This is a genomic window from uncultured Thiodictyon sp., assembly GCA_903837595.1.
GTDB lineage: Bacteria > Pseudomonadota > Gammaproteobacteria > Chromatiales > Chromatiaceae > Thiodictyon.
In genome coordinates this window covers 18,824-34,381 of record CAILVI010000330.1, presented here as the reverse complement: position 1 = coordinate 34,381, position 15,558 = coordinate 18,824, and the positions used below count along the sequence as shown (strand labels likewise).

The following is a 15,558-nucleotide window of genomic DNA, read 5'->3' as shown; positions in this document are numbered from 1 at the left end:
CCAAGGCGCCCGCCACCTTCACCTTGCGGGGTGGTGCGGGCGCCATGGCCGTTAGCCGGTCCGGCATTTGTGCGCACTGAATTCTCATGGATCTGTCGGGCGCCGCCACCGGCTAAAGCCTCGACCTCCGGTTGCGGAGGGAGCCCCGCTGGCAGGGACGATGATCAAGGTGCATGGCCGAAATCTGGAGTTCCGTGAACAGCATATTCAATCGAGTGTGGCCAGGCGCTGAGTCAAGCATACTGCCCCAGTAACTCCGAAACTCCCCGGCCTTCTTACGCCCGAGACGGTCATGTAACAGGAAATAAGGCTTTTGAACGCGGTTGTTGCACTTCAAACTTGAAACCGCCCCCCCGTTAAAATATCGCGTAGGGTTTAATGATATATTCGTATGGTTCATTGTCTGTTAGCGGTTGAAACACATGGCCGAACACGTTCATCGATTTGCTATTTCCGGCCAGCCTTGAGTACTGTCGAGAAAACCCGGTTGAAAACTCTGCTTCGGGAACTTCAAGAACCAAGATGCGGACGCGTGACCCCAAATAATCGCTAACAGGATGAAGGAATTCAAAACAGAACCCTCCGGAACTGGTCTTTTCGATCAAGAACTCCGCGTTAATGAGCACCCACTGCCCGGCGTTTCTTAGGCGGTCAATAATTCTAAACGCCGCCCTCTTTCTTGCTGCTATTCTGTTGCGTTCGACATGCCGTTCTATGAGGGTGAAGCGATTGCGAGCCTGATCTACCTCCTGTTCATATTGTTCCAATGCCGCCGTGTCCAGCAGAGTTTGATCAAGGGTTTCTAAGCCTAAAGCGATTCTATCGGTAGAGATGCCATATTCAATATAGCGCTTAAGCATTTGCTGCCTGCTGATTTGCGGAAGTGTTGTGTCAGCAGCCCATTTCAATTTTTCTTTATCGCTTAAGAAAAAATCCACCACGGTGATGATATTCGAGTCAATCTCAAGATTGCTCTGATTCTTGATTTCCAGCAGTAGTTTCTTAACCACTCCTTCGCGGAAGGTATCATCATATAGTTCGCTGAGCCGGTCGCTGTTCACATAATGAAGCTCAGGGATCATGTGACTTAGAAAATGCTCCCTGCACGTAGCAATATTAGCCGCTGAGAGAGGAAGCGCTGGTCTCCTGCCTGCGGAGTCAATCTCAGGAAACCCCAAGACAATTTCAGTGGTAAGTCTTTTGTCATCATAGAGCTTCTGATCACAAGATTCTCTTTCCAGCAATTCGTAAAACTCTTCCAGGCTGTTTGGCGTGGTTAACTTTCTTGCTGCTGCGGGCATGCGCCCAATCGCGGGCTGTCGAACATAAAGCTCTTCAGGCAGCCCTTCGAACGATTTGATGACTCTTGATGATGCCATTTGGAACTCCAGTGCGCGCGTCCTGTTTACGTAGGGCCGTGCAGACCTATTTCAGAGGGTTGTCTGCCGCCAGCTGAGCGGCCTAACGACTAACCATTATATCCGTCGTGCGCGCCGCAGGCATTGATCATCGTTCCGGTCAAGCGATCGGTCCGCACAGCGGACCCTGCGGATTGCGTCGCGCCCGTAGGGCTCGCTGTGCGGACCAACGACCTCGTCACTAGGGCAGTGGCCGGGATTATGACAAGGTGCCATACACATGGCAGCTCTCTTGATAAATAACTCCGACCAATACCCCACATGTCGTGCAAAAAAGAAAATCCGCGATTCCGTTGCCTTGACGACGCATAACGTCTCATCTTGCCTTCATCGGAATGCTACGGTGCGAGACTTGTCCTCCTCCGTGGGGGCAGCCAGATAATAGCTTCTTGCTTCTCTTGCCCTATGAGGGACATTTCGTCGTCAGTGTGATCAATTCCGTCTGCCAATAGATCGGGAGGCTATCCCATGGATTAGTTGGTATGTCATGGGTAACATAGACAAGCCCAGCATTTCTGGATCTTGACAACTCAATGGCACTAGCCATCTGTGCGCTGGTTGTTGTGGTGTGAACCAAATGCGTGAACTTTGCCGCAGGATAGTCATGAATCCAAGACGGTGGAACCCAAGTCCGATAAGCGGCATAGGATTGTTCGAAAACAACAGTCGTATCAGCCAGCGTGACATACCGCTGGTCGGGGATCACACCGGGATTGAGCATCACAAAACTATTATTCCTTCCCCGGATGTAACTGGCCAGCGATTGATAATAGGCGAGATCGGTGGCGCTGGGCGCCGTTTGGTCGAGGAAAATGCCGTCCACGCCGTACCATCGTTTATACAAATTAATTTCAGTTTGAACTTGACTTATGGGCCTGCTGCCATAGTTGGTGTGAACGTAGCCCAACACCTTGATGCCTGCCGCTTGTGCTGCATTTACTGCACTGACATAGTTGGCGTCCTTACTGGCACCTGGTCCGCTGTCAGGGTTCATAATCATAATCGCCGTGCGCGGTACCGAGGCGATGGACGTCGTCCATAAGGCACCGGGGTAGAAATAGGCAGGAATGGCAGCTCCTTGACAGAGTCCGGCCTCTGCTTCCGGGCTCAGGCGCAGAATGCCCAATACCACGATCCTCAAATAGAGAGATGCGGTAGGCATGGGTAAGGTCTTGCAACCAACCATAGTCAGGTAACGCATGATTGCAAGACCTGGCGCCGCAGTTCCTTATGCCACTCTGACCCCTTTCCAAAATGCTACTCGCCCTTTAATCTCTTTGGCTGCCTCTTTTGGCTCTGGGTAGTACCACGCGGCATCCTTGTTGGTTTCACCATGCACTACAATATCGTAGTAACTGGCCTCTCCTTTCCAGGGGCATACGCTGTGCGTGCTACTTTCTCGAAAATATTGCCGATCGATTGATTCCGCCGCGAAGTATTGATTCCGTTCAACGGTGACGGTGTCTCTGCTCTCGGCAAGGACCGCATCTTTCCAAGTTGCTCTCATTGCTAGTTCTCCAATCGGAATGATTTATAGGGTAAAGGGGATAGCACCCTTTACGATGATGCCCATTGGTTAATGGGTACTGACCCTGAGGTATCCTTGCCGCTTTTGCTGAAAAGCTGAAAACCAATTAAGCCTGGACCCTTTTCCCCTGCGTTTACAATCGCTCTTTATATGTCAGGGGAAACAACCACCAGATGACAAGGATAAGCAGGCCGACAAATGCTGTTACGAAAATACTTACGACGGATCCGATGACATGCGAAACTACAAGTTGTGTAGCCAGGATCAGGGCGAAAGAAAGAAACACCAGCCCCACTAAAATCATGCGGGTGGCAAAAGTTTTAAACAACTCCCGGTTTACCAGAGGACGTGCCAGGCGATGATGCGCCGCCGGAGCACTAAAAAATACCAGGCTGGTAATGGAGCAGAGAAAAGTTGCAGTATAAACGCATTTCTCGAAATCCTGAATTTTTTCGAAGCCTTGGTTGAAGGGTAGCACAATCAGGAAAGCAGTAAGCACTTGGGCACCTTGCAGCAAAATCCGCAATTCCGACAACATGTCGTCCAGGCTTCCCTCTTCGGAGGCTTCGCTATCATTGGCCCGGGGTTCAGCCTGGGGTTTGGTATCGATGTCTGTCATAGTTCAGGTATTGCTCCTATTGAGTGCAGGATAGCGTCGAGACGAAGTGATGAATGGACCCAAGCGCAATGAGTTCTTCCCGCCGAGTCACGAAGGCGCGTTCCGTATCCGATAGGGGCCGGCCCAACCGCGCAGCAGCAATGGCCAGGCTTGCGGCCTGGAGCTTACGGACGACTGCTGCCATGGTTCTCCCCGGTGCGGCTGCGGCCGCAAGGGTGCAGTCTACCCGGCAGCGCCGGCGGAGTCGGGTTCTTGGTCGAGGTATTGCAATGAAGCAGACGCATATCAGTTACTTGGCGCCGAGACGCTCCTTTTCGTATTCCTGATATGTCTTTTTTTTGAGACGCGACAGACATTCTTCGGCGGAGCTGCCAGGTTGGTTTCTACACTCGCTTTCCGCACCGCTTTTTACGCCTTCATACCAAGCCTCGGTCGTGCAGGCTGAAATGAGGAGCAAAGTCAGTCCGCAGGTTGGGGTGACAAAGGAACCCCAACCTATGGTCCAGTTTCCTGAAAGACAGCTCGACCCTGGCCCCTTTAACCATGCCTTCATTCGCGCCCCCGGGGCTTGCCACGCCACTGAAGTTGCGCCGTCCAACCGGCGCTGGCGTTCGCGATGGCGTCGTATTGGGGCAGGTATGGCTTGATGTCCAAGAGCGGCGTCTGATCCAGCATATCGGCTCCTACAACAATCAAAACATTTTTTTCGCGTCGGAGCAAGCGCACAACAGACAGCCCAATGCTGTTACGACGACTCGGATGACGCGATGCGTAAATGCCGTGAGGCGTGTCGTCCAAGAAGGTTGGGCGGACGAATTGAATTTCGCCGGCACGGTGGAATTGATAGAGAAGGTAGATATGCGAAAACGTTTCGACATCCTGAAGACCGGCGGAAAACCCACGGAATACCTCAACACGCGAGGGCTCCTGGCTTGCGAAGGCGGGTTGGATAGGACACTCTTCCTTTGTCTTGTACGGAGTGTGGATCATGCCGATCGTGATCATGGCGGACTCCAGAGGTCTAACGGTTTTCTCGGCGGCCATTTTTCGGATGGCCCCTTGTACCGGCTTCGAGCTAATTGCCAATCCATTGACCTTGGGCGGGGGTAATGAAACTCATCCCAACCTACGGCCCTCTTTAGCCTGCCTATCGCGCAACTGCAGCAGGCCGAGCGCCTTCAATCATCCATTTCCCTGCCCGAAGTTGCTCGTTTAAACATGCTGAGCAAACGCCAATTTGCGTTCGATTGGGCACTGTCCAGACCGCGGTGATGGGGGCGGCCTCTTTAGCAACGCATACGCTTGTTTGCACGACGCAGGTCCCGAACATGACAACGCCGCTGGGTTCGACTTTCATATTCTTTCTCTCTTTAGAATGATGGTGATGTCGCGGATCACGCCAACCAGCGCATAAGGCGATCTCTGGCATCCTCGACGAGGTCCTCACGGTCTCGTCGGCCAAGGATTCGATGAAGCGATGCGTGGATGCTGGTTTCTGCTTCGGCAAGCAGCACATCGGGAAGCCCTGTGGGCCGACTGTAACCCAGCTCATGGCGCTCGACGTGGGCATACTCATGCGCAAGGCACGCCAGAACTGACATCCGCGCGTTGGCCTCCACTGCATTTGACCCTGGATAGGCGTTGGCCCCCAAGAAGACCTTGCGATGGGCCTCGCTGTATCCCGTCATGGTGAAGCCTGAGGCGGCCCGACTCAGGTCTAAGGGGACGGTCAAGCCTCCTTCGGTGATTAGCACCCACGCCATCGTTTAGTATTCGAATTGGGTCGGGGTGAGGGCGGACGTATTTCGGGTTAGCAACATGGGTGCAAGGGTCATGTTTTGCAGCCGACGATAGTCAGGCAATGCAAAATTGCAGGACTTGGCCCCTCGGTTCTTTGGAATCAATTAAACTGTCCCCGGAATTCACGGATAGGCCACTTTAGGTAAAAGCGAGCTGGGAAATCGTTGTCTGTCCCCGTTTTCCCCCCGTTTTCCCGCCGTTTTCCCGCGAAAAACGGAAAGGTCTTGGCAGGAGAGCTGCGCTACAGCGATTTCGATCTCAGAGACACGGGTCATTATGTTTACCTCTTAACGTGTTGCGTTACGCTGCGCGAATCAGGCAATCGCGGTCTGACCCAAGACCTGACCCCCGGTCTCTTCGTTGTGTGAAATGTCTGGCAGCGATAAAGCCGTTGCCCGGCCTACTAAGCTATTGTCACGGGATAAATCGCCACCGATTCACCCGGGTCGGCGGCAATCAGCCGCAACGTCCACTCGGCGTGGGGCAGCGAACCCGGCAGGAACCGCTCGATCCCGTCCCCTGCATCCTTCCAGCCGGGCGACGCCTCGTTGATCTCGAACACCCGACTGCCCGCGGTGAGGATGGCCAGACATAAATCGCCGACGAAAATGTCGCGCTTGTAGGCATCTAGACGACGCACGTCGCTCCACGCCACCAGTTCGCCGCCGATCCGCAAGCCTTCGGCGTCGGCCGAAACCGCGGGGGGCGCGGCGGGCCTTGGCCGAACCACGGCGGCTAATCGCTCGAAATAGCGTGAGACTACTCCCATCGGAACATCGTCACGAAGTCGTAGGCCGCTTCCCCGGCGGCCTTACCCACCTCGCGCCCCACCCAGCCGACGCCAAGTGCGCCCAGAATGCCGCCGACGGCGCACAGAGTTCCCTTGGTCACCTCGCCGACGACCGGCAGCGCCAGGCTCGGCGACCCCAGGGCCGCCAGGGTGACGCACCCCGCCCAAGCACCTCCAGCGCCGCCTGCCACACCAAAGCCCAAGCCCGTGTATTCGCGCGCCGCCATGCGGCTGCGCTGTTCCGCAGGCGCCTTCATCACGACGATGGTCGTGATCTTGATGTCCAGCGCGAGCAGCGTCGGTCCGGTCACGCGGAACACCATACTCAACCGGTTGACGGTGGCGCGCGACTTGCCCACGCTTTCCAGCACGGCCGCGACGCTGCCCTTCTTGGCCAGCAACGCCCCCGGCTGCGGCAGTTTCGATGTCGGCTTCAGGATCTCCGAATACTGCTTGCCAAAAGGACTCACTATGATCCACGCCGACCGGGCCTGGCCGAGGAGTCAGCGCCCGAATCATGGTTCCGTCGTCCAAGTCTTGTGGCTCACCTTAAGTCCCAATGGTGCCTGGTTTGCGCGAGCCAGCCATCTGCGATTCTCCGACTTGGTTAGTCATGAGCGTCCTAAGTAGCCTATTCAGGCCACGGCGGCGGGCGCCAGCCATTAGTCCGCAAAGCAGCACATCGCCGGTCGCGCGCGCTCTTTAGGCCGAAAGCTATAGCACCGAGCGAAGCTCGGCGTCTCATGCGGGGTGAAAATCCCCGTCGGGTAAGGGTTAGCCGTCCGCCCGTATGGAGTGTTGGCCCCGTTACGAAGCAGGGTAACCTGCGAACAAGACACGGGGCAAGCGTACAGAGAGAATCCTGTAGGCCGCAGGGGCGGTCGCGCTCCCTGAAGTGCCCTTGTTCAGATCGGGGCAGCTTCGAAAAGCCAAATGCGGATGCCGACAGTCTTAACTTGCTTGAAGGCAACACGAACCGCCCGCAATGGCTTGGGCGGGGAGGTCCGCCGGAGTCCTTAAGTCCTGGCATGCAGGAAGAGAGGCGCTGGAGAACTCGGGAAGCCCCGGAGACTCCCGGACGAGGTGAAACGATGAAGCCGTCAGTGTTGGGACACGAGGCGCCGATGAGCCCTGAAACGGCGTGGGGACGGGGGAAATCGTAGAGCACGGTGCGTCCGGGCAGGCCGGCGACGGCCGCATGCCTTTGGGGTGTCTTATCGGGCATAAGAAGGGATGGGGTCAGGTCGTGCAATCACGCATGCGTGATTGGGACACGGGTCAGGTCTCGCAACCGACCATCGTCAGGCAATGCATGCTTGCAAGACCTGACCCTGCGGCCTCCTTGGGAGCAACCCCGCTGGCCTTCGTCGGCTAGCTGCGTCAGCACCCGGTGACGGATGCCCACCGTCGTGTCGATCGGGTACCTGCGGCAGTGATCGATCGCGCCCCTTGCCAGCCCAGGGGCGTCCGATGGCGCCCGCGTGCGTGTGCGCCGCAACTCCGCCTGCCCGAGGTCCGCGGCGCGACTAAGATCGGGACCCTATCCGGTTTCGGGTGTTTGGATTGGCTTGGCGTCGTATCCGCTTTCCACCGAGGTTCCTCGTGCTTCCTTCATCTGACCGTACCGTTGGATTCGTGCGTGTGCTGCTGGGCGTCAATATCGGAAACGCCATCGAATTCTACGACTGGATGGCCTACTCGCTGCTGGTGCCTTACTTCGGGAAGTTGTTTTTTCCCCATGAGGATCCAGCGTCCGTGCTGCTGTCGTCGTTCGCGGTCTTCGCCGTCGGGTCCCTGGCGCGGCCAGTGGGTGCGATCGTGCTGGGCCGCTTCATCGACCGGCATGGCCGTCGCCCCGGGCTGGTCGTGTCCGTGACGCTGATGGTCGCGGCCTCCTTCGGCATCGCGTTGCTGCCGGTCTACGCCAGCGTCGGTCTGCTCGCGCCGCTGCTGCTCGTGGTCCTGCGCCTGATGCAAGGTTTCGCGCTCGGGCCAGAACTTGGCGGCAGTGCAACCTATCTCGCCGAGAGCGCCCCGGACGGTCGGCGCGGCCTGTTCGCTGCCACCTACCAGAGCAGCGTCGCGCTGGGCACGCTCGCCGTGGCCGGGCTGATCAGCATCCTGCATGTATTCCTCGACACGGCGCAGATGGAGTCGTTTGGCTGGCGCATCGTGTTCGGCGTCGGCGGTCTGGTCGCGCTCAGCGGCCTCGCGCTGCGACGCACCTTGCCCGAGACCGACCAGGTGCCCGCAGAGGAACGGCGTCGCCGACAACCCTTTCGCGAATTGTGGCGCGACCATCGTATTGCCATGGTGCGGATCCTGACCATCGCTAGCGCCGGGGCCTTCGTATTATATGGGTTCAGCTCGCTGCTCCCCTCGCTCGGACCGACCTTCACCGCCATCACCCCGGAGCAGGCAGCGCACGTCAATACCATCGGATCGGCCGCGATGCTGGTGGCCTCGCCTTTCCTCGGCCTGTTGTCCGACCGGATCGGGCGGCGCTGGACGATTCGCCTGTTTGCCATCGCCGGTCTGTTTGCTATTCCAGTGATGGCCTCGCTCGATGGCAGCGTCGCCCATCAACTCATCGCCCAACTCTTCGCCGTCGCGCTGATGTGCATCTGGGCGGCCGGGGCGTTCGCGGCCTTTCCCGAGATGCTCCCGCAGGCCGTGCGTGCCGCCGGTATTGCCGTGCCCTATGGGTTGGCCGCGGCCGGCGTCGGCGGTTTCGCGCCGATGATCGCCACGACCCTGTCGACGAATGGCGGCTTGGTCGCGCTGGGCTGGGCGATTGCCGCGATGACCCTGATCGCGGGTGCCGCGACCATCGGCATGAAGGAGACCGCCGATTCCCCGCTCCGTGTCCGATAAGGGGGCGACCTCATCGCGGCTGCCTTGGGCGGATTTAAGTATACTGTGCCGGCAATGGCGTAGGTCTGTGCGAACAGCCGTCATTCCGAGTTCAGGTATTGCTCCAATTGAAGGCCGGATAGCGTCGAGACGACGTCATGAATAGACTCAAGCGCAATGAGTCCTTCCCGCCGGGTCACGAAGGCGTGCTCCTTATCCGACAGGGGCCGGCCCAACCGCGCAGCAGCAATGGCCAGGATTGCGGCCTGGAAGTTACGGACGACTGCTTGTGCTGCCATGGTTCTCTCCGGTGCGGTTGCGGGCGCAAACCACGCGGCCTCTCGTGACACCGCTCGAGCGGTGTCACGCATGTGTTGGGCGCTGTGCGCCCCGGGGCTTCGGCCGGAATGACGGTCAAGGCGCTGTTTACCCGGCACCTCCGGCGTAGTCCGCTTTGCGCTTGAGGTATTGCGATGAAGCAGAGGCACATCAGCTATTTGGCGCCGAGACGCTCCTTTTCGTATTCCTGATAGGTCTTCTTGTTGAGACGCGACAGACATTCTGCGGCGGCGCTGCCGGGTTGGTTCCTGCACTCGTTTTCCGCACCGGTTCTTACGCCTTCATACCAAGCCTCGGTGGTGCAGGCTGAAATGAAGAGCAAAGTCAGTCCGTAGGCTGGGGTGACGAAGGAACCCCAACTGACGGTCCTGTTTGCTGAAAGACCGCTCGACCCTCGTTCCTTTAGCCATGCCTTCATTCGCGCCCCCGGGGCTTTCCACGCCACTGAAGTTCAGTCGTCCAACCAGCGCTGGCATTCGCGATGGCGTCGTATTGGGCCAGGTATGGCTTGATGTCCAAGAGCGGCGTTTTATCGAGCATATCGGCTCCTTCGACAAACAAGACATTGTCTTCGCGTCGGAGCAAGCGCAAAACAGACAACCCAATGTTGTTAGGGCGACTCGGATGACGCGATGCGTAAACGCCACGAGGTGTGTCGGCCAAGAAGGTCGGGCGGACAAATTGAATTTCACCGGCACGGTCGAATTGGTAGAGAAGGTAGATATGCGAAAACGTTTCGACATCCTTAAGGCCAGCGGAAAACTCAGGGAATACCTCAACACGCGAGGGCTCTTGGCTCGCGAAGGCGGGTTGGATAGGACAGTCTTCCTTTGTCTTGTACGGAGTGTGGATCGTGCCGATCGTGATCATGGCGGACTCTAGACGGCTAACGGTTTTGCAGGCGCCCATTCTTCGGGTGGCGCCTTTTGTCCGCTTCGAGGCTGATTGCTAATCCATTGACCCTGCGCGGGGCTAATGAGACCACTCCTTCCGGGTGCATGGACTGTTTTGCTATTAGGTCTCCAAAAATAGCCGCAGCGTCTTAGTTGAACTCACGTGCGTATTCGTCTCTGAGCGAGTCTGTAGGTTGGGGTGACGAAGGAACCCCAACGTCAGGGCGCTGCCTGAAATATGTTGGGGTTCGTTTCTCACCCCAACCTACGGCCCTTGGCTGCTGGAAGACTCCGGGCCTCCGCCTTGAAATGGATGATTACATCTTCGACAACTGAGCATAACTCACTGTACAGGGAAACCGGGTCGTCCCCATGGATGCCAGTCATTAGGTCCGGGCATTTGCCGATGTACACTTGATCTTCATCGCTCCACTCCACCCACTTGTGATATCGGTCGCTGTCTTTCATTTCGTGACGGCCTCGATGGCGCTGGTGACTTCCCTTTCTTGGTAGTGTTTCACATCATCCCCGAGTCTTCCGCTGACCGTGACGGCAGCGGAAAACTTCGCACAGATCGGGGTCACACACAGATCGGGGTCGACTCTTGCAATCGCGCATCCGCGCGAGGATGCGAAAATGCTTGATTGCAAGACCTGACCCCATTCTCTTATTTTTCGGATTTGTAATTGAGCCTGGCCCCTCTTGGCCTTAATCCCGAATTAAGTAAACTGTCCCCGGAACTCCAACTCCGCTCCGGAACTCGGAACTCCGACTCCGGAACTCCGAACTCCTTGATTGACCCCTTTATTGTATATTTTCATAATTGAATCTGGCCAGTTTTCTCCCTCTTTGTAAAGAATTCTGAGTTCTTTCTTGCTGCCCTGTCGAGCTTTATTCCGATTTCTCCATTTGTCACCTGATCTACTTCTTCCTCGTTGATTCTTATAGATAAAATTTTAACTTTTTCATATTCGCTATTTTTCTTTACGAACAAATCCATGCCGTTTTTCAAATTAATATTACGGAGGTTAAGTATCGCTACAGTGCCTGACATAAAATACTCTTGGGGAGTTCCTAGCCTAATAAGGTCTTTTGGTTCTAACTCTACGAGGCCATAGTCAAATAGCCTGTCACGGACTTCATCTTTTGATAAAATTCCACTTTCTACCATAAAGTAAGCTCTATATAAATCGTAAGTAGTTAGCAATCCGCGTTTATCCAAGCGTGCGTCCTTTATTTGGTTTTCAGTGAACGGGGGGGTATTTCTTTTTTTAGGTGGCATATATCGTTGATGGTTTACGATATATAAGCCAGATACATCAAACTTGTTTCTTTGCTCAGCACGGCGATATCTAATCTTGCTTATTTGCGAGCAATCCTTATCTGTTGACGTTCCGCCGATACCTTTAATTTCCACAACTAAAAGCTTATCTCCACAGTCGACTTGGAGATCCTCCTCTAAGATGTCTGGATTGGTCTCATCGAAATTTATTACACTCGGGAAGTCTAGCCATTTAAGATAATGCTCAACAGAAGAAACGAGTTGATGGCCTGACTCTGATATCAGATCATGAAGGAAGCTAAAGTCGTCTTTGATTTTTTCTATGGCCTTGCGATTTTTCTCCATTTCGCTTGAGTAGCGTTTTTCAATTATTCTTTTTTCTTCAATTAACTTAAATTCGCCTGGAAGCAAGTAATCTCCGTTATCCAGCCATCCGAACTGGCTATGATAAGGAAATAAATTAGGAAATATTTCTGATAGATAGCTATTAAATAGCTCCAATAAAAAAGACCTTTTGTCATTTATACATGGAAAGACAAAAACGGCTCCCTTTTTGTAGGCGTGATAGAAGGAAATAATCTCTCCATCATTATTTATGAGTAATGGGATAAAATCATTGTCTTTCACCTGTTTATGGTCCTCCCAATGTGTGGGGTGATCAAACACCAAGCCATATGAGGTGTCGCTCGAGTGCTTTAGTAGTAAAGGTGTTATTGCTGTCGCTTTATCTGGCGACTTGACTTTTCGGCCAGTTTTGTTGTGGCAATATGGGAAGCCATCATAAAAGCAAGTGCTAGTCAATTCTCGCTCATTAGTGATTTTGTTTTCGTATGAAGTAATCTCTACTTCTTTGTAAATAACTCTTTCTTGGCTGCTTGCAAATATTATTACGATGGACTCTCTATTTAGTATCTTGTTAATTTCATTGGAAACTGCCAGCGTAGAGTAAGGCCTGGGGTTAAATATTTTTTCAGGGAATATGCTAAGTAATGCATGGATGGAGTGGCCGGTAACGTTGTCGAGTGAAACTTCATTTTCTTTGTAATCAGATTTCTCATGGAAATCCATGTTTAAAACGATTATATCATGCTCATGAAGATTGACGGGGATCGAATGATTTAGTTGCAAAAAATGATGTTCGTTTCTTTTGTTGTTTGGAACGCGAACTAGCCTTCCTAATGAGCCGCTATTGCAGTTGTACGACGCTCCTGTAAGCGCATCTAAAATGGATTTTTCAAGGTCAAATAAACAAACTTGTGGTGAGTCATGTGCTAATTGTTTTTGTTCTGCTTCTTTCATTTCGAAATCCTTGTGATCTTGATCATGTTGTTTTTTCTGCTGAACATCAATGAGCTTTCTGGATTGCCTAACTACATTTCTGCGGACGAACTACCCCGTAACACTGCGGGTCGCTGGTAGTCGATCAAATCTTGCACGGTTTGTCAACATCCCCGGCGGGCATGCAGCAGCCAGTAGAGCCCCCGCGTGCTCTCAGCGTACCATCCCTGGCCCGGATTCCGGCGTCCCGGCCGGAATGACTGCTGGCGGCTGCCCGACTCGCGGCCAACCAACCACCAAACCCAGCCTCACCCCTCCAAACACAACACCCGATACCCCCCCTCAACCACCTCGACCCCATGCGTATCATGCGTAAACCCAGGAAACCGCGCATCAAAGGCCTCCAGCGCCTTGAGATACCCCAGTACCGGCCCATCCGCCGCCCCCGCCTCCTCCCCGGGCATCAGCAGCGGTATGCCGGGCGGGTAGGGCACGACCCCGGTCGCGACCACGCGCCCGGCCAGGTCCTGCAAAGGTAGCGCCTTCACCTGCCCGCGCACCAGTGACTCGTAGGCGCGCACCGGGCTCACGGAGGGGCGCGGCAGTACGGAGAAGGCCTCTGCCATCAGGCCGGTAGTGCGCAATTCGCGCATGGCGGCATAGAGGGTGTCGCACAGGTCCTTGAGGCCCAGGCCCGCATAGCGCGTGCCGGTGGATTCGACCAGGGCCGGCAGGGTGGCGGCGAGCGGCGTATTGGCGTCGTAATGGCGCTTGAAGTCCAGAAAGGCATTGATCAGCGTTCCCCACTTGCCCTTGGTGATACCGAGCGAGAACAGAAAGAGCATGGTGAAGTCGGTGGTCTTCTCGGCCACGATCCCCTGGGCGTCCAGAAAGGCGGTGACGACGGCTGCGGGGATGCCATGGTCGCCCAGTGCCCCGGTGGGCGAGATGCCGGGTGTGACCACCGAGACCTTGATGGGGTCGAGCAGGCAATAGCCGTCGGCGATATCGCCGAAGCCGTGCCAGGCCGCCCCGGGGCGCAGGACCCAGGGGGCCGGGTTGGTGGTGAGCAGCTCCGCGGGCGCCAGGTGGAAGGGCAGGGACCGGCCGGTTCCGGGGTCGGTGATGGTCTCCGGCTGCCAGACCGAGAAGAACCAGTCGCCCTTGGTCTTCAGCTCGGCCCCCAACCGCCCCAGGCCCTGGCGGAAGTCGACCGCCTCGCGGATGGCTTCGGTGGTGAGTGCGAGCCCGCCCGGCCCGTCCATCATGGCCGCCGAGCAATCGAGCGAGGCGATCAGCGGATAGAGCGGGGAGGTGGAGGCGTGCATCATGAACGCCTCGTTGAAGCGCTCATGTGGGATGGGTCGGCGGCCGTCGCGCACATGGATCATGGACGCCTGCGACAATGCGGCCAGGAGCTTGTGGGTGGATTGGGTGGCGAAGACGGTCGGCTGGTCCGCGCCGCGCTTGGCCGGGTCGCCGTGCATGGCGTGGCGGTCGCGGTACAGCGGGTTGAAGCGGGCATGGCCGTACCAGGCCTCGTCGAAGTGCAGGCGGTCGACGCTCGCGCCCAGCAGCTCCTCCACCCGCCCGACGTGGTAACAGAGGCCGTCATAGGTGGAATTGGTGATCACCGCATGGACCGGGGTCGGGTCGACCGGGCCGGTCACCAGCGGGTTGGCGGCGATGGCGGCCTTGATGGCCGCGGCGCTGAGTCGCTCCGGGCGGATCGGCCCGATCAGACCCAGCGCGTTGCGCGACGGGATCAGATAGGTCGGGATGGCCCCCGACATGGTCATGCCGTGTTCCACCGACCGATGGCAATTGCGGTCGCACAGCGCAACCTGGTCGCGGATGACGCTCGCCATCAGGATGACGCGGTTGGAGGCCGATGAGCCGTTGGTGACGTAATAGGTTCGGTGGGCGCCGAAGACCCGGGCGGCGTTGCGCTCCCCGGCGCCGATGGGGCCGGAGTGGTCTAGCAGTGAGCCGAGCTCGCCCACCGCGGGCGAGAGATCGGAGCGCAGCAGCGACTCGCCGAAAAAGGCATGGAAGGCGCGCCCCGACGGGGACTTGAGGAAGGCAGTGCCGCCGCTGTGGCCGGGGGTGTGCCAGGAATAGGCATAGACCCGCGAGAAGTCCACCAGGGCCTTGAACATCGGCGGCAGGATGCGGGCGCGATAGCGCTCGATGGCGGCGACGATGCGTCCGCCGATGAAGTCGGTGGTGTCCTCCAGCATCCAGATGAAGTCGTCGGCGCCCTGCATCGCCGCCAGCGGGATGGCCGAGGCGCTGGTGCGGTCCGCCAGCAGAAACACCGGTACCTCGGCGTTGTGCGCCCGCACCGCGTCCAGGACCGCCATGGACCCGGTGTGGTAGTCGCCCGCGAGATCCCAGTCGAGCAGCACGCACTGGAGCGCCGGATCGGCTCCGACGATGGCCCGGGCGTCGTCCGCCTGGGCGGATGTGACCACCACCACCTGCCGCCGCTCCAGCTCGGCGCGCAACTCGCTGGTGCGCCGGCCCAGGGCCGTGTCCTGGGCGAGTGTGTCGGAAACCAGCAGCGCCCGCATGGCCAGGGGGTCGGCACTACCGGCCACTTTGGGCGCGGTGCCGGGAAGGCACGCGCTCGCCGGGGGTTGGGCGAGCGGCGTTGCGTCACGGGGTGTGCGCGGCGCGCTGCGGGCCAGCGCCGCGTCACTGGCCAACACCAGGCCGCTGGTGGCGGCGCCGACGATGAATTCACGCCGCTGCATCG

14 protein-coding genes are annotated in these 15,558 nt (G+C 56.9%); 1 reads left to right on the top strand and 13 read right to left on the bottom strand.

What is annotated here, in order from left to right; translation table 11 throughout:
• Positions 1 to 356: 356 nt before the first annotated feature.
• The 8 genes from QZY44_RS18710 to QZY44_RS18675 form a co-directional block, all read right to left on the bottom strand.
• Complete coding sequence (locus tag QZY44_RS18710) at positions 357 to 1,379, bottom strand: hypothetical protein (protein WP_295449696.1); 1,023 nt, start codon at positions 1,377 to 1,379, stop codon at positions 357 to 359.
• A gap of 442 nt (positions 1,380 to 1,821) precedes the next feature.
• A complete protein-coding gene (locus QZY44_RS18705) occupies positions 1,822 to 2,619 on the bottom strand; it encodes a spherulation-specific family 4 protein (RefSeq protein ID WP_295449693.1) in 798 nt (265 codons plus the stop codon).
• Between the two features lie 27 nt (positions 2,620 to 2,646).
• A complete protein-coding gene (locus QZY44_RS18700) occupies positions 2,647 to 2,925 on the bottom strand; it encodes a DUF427 domain-containing protein (RefSeq protein ID WP_295449690.1) in 279 nt (92 codons plus the stop codon).
• A 154-nt stretch (positions 2,926 to 3,079) separates the two neighbouring features.
• On the bottom strand, positions 3,080 to 3,565 hold the full coding sequence (locus tag QZY44_RS18695; RefSeq protein ID WP_295449688.1) for a DUF6328 family protein: 486 nt from the start codon (positions 3,563 to 3,565) through the stop codon (positions 3,080 to 3,082).
• Positions 3,566 to 4,114: 549 nt separating this feature from the next.
• A complete protein-coding gene (gene tsaA, locus QZY44_RS18690) occupies positions 4,115 to 4,570 on the bottom strand; it encodes a tRNA (N6-threonylcarbamoyladenosine(37)-N6)-methyltransferase TrmO (RefSeq protein ID WP_295449685.1) in 456 nt (151 codons plus the stop codon).
• Positions 4,571 to 4,959: 389 nt separating this feature from the next.
• Positions 4,960 to 5,319, bottom strand: a complete 360-nt coding sequence (locus tag QZY44_RS18685; RefSeq protein ID WP_295449682.1) for a hypothetical protein — start codon at positions 5,317 to 5,319, stop codon at positions 4,960 to 4,962.
• Between the two features lie 449 nt (positions 5,320 to 5,768).
• A complete protein-coding gene (locus tag QZY44_RS18680; RefSeq protein ID WP_295449679.1) occupies positions 5,769 to 6,134 on the bottom strand; it encodes a hypothetical protein in 366 nt (121 codons plus the stop codon).
• Positions 6,125 to 6,625, bottom strand: a complete 501-nt coding sequence (locus QZY44_RS18675; protein WP_295449675.1) for a hypothetical protein — start codon at positions 6,623 to 6,625, stop codon at positions 6,125 to 6,127. Before QZY44_RS18675 ends, QZY44_RS18680 begins: the two co-directional genes overlap by 10 nt.
• Before the next feature lie 1,171 nt (positions 6,626 to 7,796).
• On the opposite strand from QZY44_RS18675, the gene QZY44_RS18670 reads away from it, so the two are divergent.
• Positions 7,797 to 9,029: an MFS transporter gene (locus QZY44_RS18670; protein ID WP_295449671.1), complete on the top strand. Its 1,233-nt coding sequence runs from the start codon at positions 7,797 to 7,799 to the stop codon at positions 9,027 to 9,029.
• An 80-nt stretch (positions 9,030 to 9,109) separates the two neighbouring features.
• On the opposite strand, the gene QZY44_RS18665 is transcribed toward QZY44_RS18670, so the two are convergent.
• The 5 genes from QZY44_RS18665 to QZY44_RS18640 form a co-directional block, all read right to left on the bottom strand.
• Positions 9,110 to 9,307, bottom strand: coding sequence for a hypothetical protein (locus QZY44_RS18665; protein WP_295449669.1), 198 nt, complete (start codon positions 9,305 to 9,307; stop codon positions 9,110 to 9,112).
• A gap of 194 nt (positions 9,308 to 9,501) precedes the next feature.
• Entirely contained in the window at positions 9,502 to 9,765 is a 264-nt protein-coding gene (locus QZY44_RS18660) for a hypothetical protein (RefSeq protein ID WP_295449667.1), read from the bottom strand.
• Positions 9,762 to 10,217, bottom strand: coding sequence for a tRNA (N6-threonylcarbamoyladenosine(37)-N6)-methyltransferase TrmO (tsaA, locus tag QZY44_RS18655; RefSeq protein ID WP_295449664.1), 456 nt, complete (start codon positions 10,215 to 10,217; stop codon positions 9,762 to 9,764). The genes QZY44_RS18660 and tsaA (QZY44_RS18655) overlap by 4 nt, the downstream gene beginning before the upstream one ends.
• Before the next feature lie 840 nt (positions 10,218 to 11,057).
• Complete coding sequence (locus tag QZY44_RS18645) at positions 11,058 to 12,821, bottom strand: hypothetical protein (protein ID WP_295449658.1); 1,764 nt, start codon at positions 12,819 to 12,821, stop codon at positions 11,058 to 11,060.
• 287 nt (positions 12,822 to 13,108) lie between these two features.
• On the bottom strand, positions 13,109 to 15,556 hold the full coding sequence (locus QZY44_RS18640) for an Orn/Lys/Arg decarboxylase N-terminal domain-containing protein (RefSeq protein ID WP_295449656.1): 2,448 nt from the start codon (positions 15,554 to 15,556) through the stop codon (positions 13,109 to 13,111).
• Positions 15,557 to 15,558 lie beyond the last annotated feature (2 nt).

Bases quoted from the DNA above. Each gene is read 5' to 3' on its own strand.
- QZY44_RS18710 (WP_295449696.1), bottom strand. From the start codon at position 1,379: ATGGCATCATCAAGAGTCATCAAATCGTTCGAAGGGCTGCCTGAAGAG.
- QZY44_RS18705 (WP_295449693.1), bottom strand. From the start codon at position 2,619: ATGCGTTACCTGACTATGGTTGGTTGCAAGACCTTACCCATGCCTACC.
- QZY44_RS18700 (WP_295449690.1), bottom strand. From the start codon at position 2,925: ATGAGAGCAACTTGGAAAGATGCGGTCCTTGCCGAGAGCAGAGACACC.
- QZY44_RS18695 (WP_295449688.1), bottom strand. From the start codon at position 3,565: ATGACAGACATCGATACCAAACCCCAGGCTGAACCCCGGGCCAATGAT.
- tsaA (WP_295449685.1), bottom strand. From the start codon at position 4,570: ATGATCACGATCGGCATGATCCACACTCCGTACAAGACAAAGGAAGAG.
- QZY44_RS18680 (WP_295449679.1), bottom strand. From the start codon at position 6,134: ATGGGAGTAGTCTCACGCTATTTCGAGCGATTAGCCGCCGTGGTTCGG.
- QZY44_RS18665 (WP_295449669.1), bottom strand. From the start codon at position 9,307: ATGGCAGCACAAGCAGTCGTCCGTAACTTCCAGGCCGCAATCCTGGCC.
- QZY44_RS18660 (WP_295449667.1), bottom strand. From the start codon at position 9,765: ATGAAGGCATGGCTAAAGGAACGAGGGTCGAGCGGTCTTTCAGCAAAC.
- tsaA (WP_295449664.1), bottom strand. From the start codon at position 10,217: ATGATCACGATCGGCACGATCCACACTCCGTACAAGACAAAGGAAGAC.
- QZY44_RS18645 (WP_295449658.1), bottom strand. From the start codon at position 12,821: ATGAAAGAAGCAGAACAAAAACAATTAGCACATGACTCACCACAAGTT.
- QZY44_RS18640 (WP_295449656.1), bottom strand. From the start codon at position 15,556: ATGCAGCGGCGTGAATTCATCGTCGGCGCCGCCACCAGCGGCCTGGTG.